Origin of the sequence: Azospirillum isscasi, from assembly GCF_030849505.1 — a bacterium.
GTDB classification, from domain to species: Bacteria; Pseudomonadota; Alphaproteobacteria; order Azospirillales; family Azospirillaceae; genus Azospirillum; species Azospirillum isscasi.
In genome coordinates, this window is record NZ_JAUJFI010000316.1 from 1 (window position 1) to 2,457 (window position 2,457).

General features: G+C 70.5%; 2 protein-coding genes. One reads left to right on the forward strand and one right to left on the reverse strand.

Translation table 11 applies throughout. The annotated features are described in order from the left end of the window. Nucleotides 1-86 precede the first annotated feature (86 nt). Nucleotides 87-1,508 carry an ethanolamine ammonia-lyase subunit EutB gene (locus QSG27_RS28575; protein ID WP_306712199.1) on the reverse strand — a complete coding sequence of 474 codons (1,422 nt, stop codon included), beginning with the start codon at nt 1,506-1,508 and terminating at the stop codon, nt 87-89. 330 nt (nt 1,509-1,838) lie between these two features. Here QSG27_RS28575 and QSG27_RS28580 point away from each other — a divergent pair. Further along, nucleotides 1,839-2,457: thiamine pyrophosphate-dependent dehydrogenase E1 component subunit alpha (locus QSG27_RS28580; RefSeq protein WP_306712201.1), on the forward strand; the 619-nt coding region annotated here is incomplete at its 3' end.

Here is a 2,457-nt window from a genome sequence, read left to right on the forward strand (position 1 = left end):
CTGCTGGGCCAGCCGCGCGTCGGTGTGGCGGCGCAGATGCGCCCAGCGGTCGGGCCGGGCGGGCGGCGGAAAATGTCCGGGGCGGTTCATGACGGCACCTGGCATGACGGCTCCTGGAACGGTTCCGGAGGCAGCGGCAGGGCGGCGGGCAGGCGGGACGCGGCGGGGTCGAAGCGCAGCCGCCCGGCGGAATCGGCGATGCCGGCGGCTTCCAGCCACGCCTCGAATTCCGGCGCCGGACGGCGGCCCAGCACCTGCCGGACATACAGCGCGTCGTGGAAGGAGGTGCTCTGGTAATTCAGCATGATGTCGTCGGCCCCCGGCACTCCCATGACGAAGGTGCAGCCGGCCACGCCCAGCAGGGTCAGCAGGGCGTCCATGTCGTCCTGGTCGGCCTCCGCGTGGTTGGTGTAGCAGACGTCGCAGCCCATCGGCAGGCCCAGCAGCTTGGCGCAGAAATGGTCCTCCAGCCCGGCCCGCGCGATCTGCTTGCCGTCATAGAGATATTCCGGCCCGATGAAGCCGACCACCGTGTTGACCAGAAGGGGCCGGTAGCGGCGGGCGACGGCGTAGCAGCGCGCCTCCACCGTCTGCTGGTCCACCCCCTCGTGCGCGCCGGAGGACAGCTCGCTGCCCTGGCCGGTCTCGAAATACATCAGGTTGTCGCCGACCGTGCCGCGGTTCAGCGCCTTTCCGGCCTCCCACGCCTCGTCCAGCAGGGCCAGCGAGACGCCGAAGGCGCGGTTGGCGGCCTCCGTCCCGGCGATGGACTGGAACACCAGATCGACCGGCGCGCCCCGCTCCATGGCCTTCAGCGCCGTGGTCACATGGGCCAGCACGCAGGACTGGATCGGCGCGCCGGTGCGCAGGCGAAGCTCCTCCAGCATCTCCAGCAGGGCGGTCATCGTCTCCACGCCGTCGGTCGCCGGGTTGATGCCGATCACCGCGTCGCCGCTGCCGTACATCAGCCCGTCGAGGATGCTGGCCGCGATGCCGCGCGGGTCGTCCACCGGGTGGTTGGGTTGCAGCCGGGTGGACAGCCGGCCCGGCAGCCCGATGGTGTTGCGGAAGCGCGTGACGACGCGGGTCTTGGCGGCGACGGCGATCAGGTCCTGCACGCGCATGATCTTCGACACCGCCGCGGCCATTTCCGGAGTCAGCCCGGGGGCCAGCGCCGCCAGCGCCGTGGCGTCCGCTTCCTCCGACAGCAGCCAGTCGCGGAAGCCGCCGACCGTCAGGTGGGCGACCGGGGCGAAGGCGCCGTCGTCGTGGCCGTCGACGATCAGCCGCGTCACCTCGTCCGACTCGTAGGGAACCACGGCCTCCGTCAGGAAGTGGCGCAGCGGCAGGTCGGCCAGGGCCATTTGCGCGGCCACCCGCTCCGCCGCGCTGGCGGCGATCAGCCCGGCCAGCGCGTCACCCGACCTTGCGGGGGACGCGCGGGCGAGCAGCGTCTTCAGATCGGGAAACCCGTACCGTGTCCCGGCCAGAGCGTGGGCGAATGCCATGGCGTTCCCTCTCCCCCTCTCCGCTGATCCGTCCTTTGATCATAGGGGGGCGGCCCGGTCTCGACCACCAGTTCCACAGGGCCGGAGCGCCGCGGCCATGCCCGCCGGCCGGTCCTGTATTCCACATATGCTTATGCGAATTACGAAATTTTCCCCGAAAAATCTCTGGAAATGCATATGTGCGTGTGGCTAAGTCCTATTATCCTTCTATGGAAATAGATTTAGCAAGCACGGTAATCTCCCATGCCACAACCCAGTTCAAGCCCGGCGGGTTCAAGCCCGGACACCGCGGCACCCGATCCCGCGCGGTTCCTCGGGCTGTACGCCACGATGCAGCGGATCCGTGCCTTCGAAACGCTGGCCGATGAGGCCCACAAGGCCGGGCAGGTGGCGGGCTACATCCACCTGTCCATCGGGCAGGAGGCCATCGCCGCCGCCGTCGGGGCGAATCTGCGCGATGACGACGTGCTGACCAGCACCCACCGGGGCCACGGCCACACCATCGCCAAGGGCGCCGATCCGCTGGCCATGTTCCGCGAGCTGTGCGGGCGCGAGGGCGGCATCTGCGGCGGCAAGGGCGGGTCGATGCACATCGCCGACTTCTCAATCGGCATGCTGGGCGCCAACGGCGTCGTGGCCGCCGGCCTGCCCATCGCGGTCGGCGCCGCCCACGCCATCGCCCTGAAGGGCGGGGACCGGATCGCCGTCTGCTTCTTCGGCGACGGCGCCACCAACCGCGGCCCCTTCCTGGAGGCGCTGAACTGGGCCGCCGCCTTCCGGCTGCCGGTGCTGTTCGTCTGCGAAGACAACGGCTATGGCGCCACCACCCGCACCGGCAGCGTGTCGGCGGGCGGCGGTCCCGGCGCGCGGGCGGAAAGCCTGGGCGTCCCGGTGACCGTGGTGGACGGCAACGACCTCGCCGCGGTGGACGCGGCGGCGGCGGCCCTGG

What these genes read in the sequence shown, in the direction of transcription:
- QSG27_RS28575 (WP_306712199.1), bottom strand. Translation starts at nt 1,508, where the DNA reads ATGGCATTCGCCCACGCTCTGGCCGGGACACGGTACGGGTTTCCCGAT.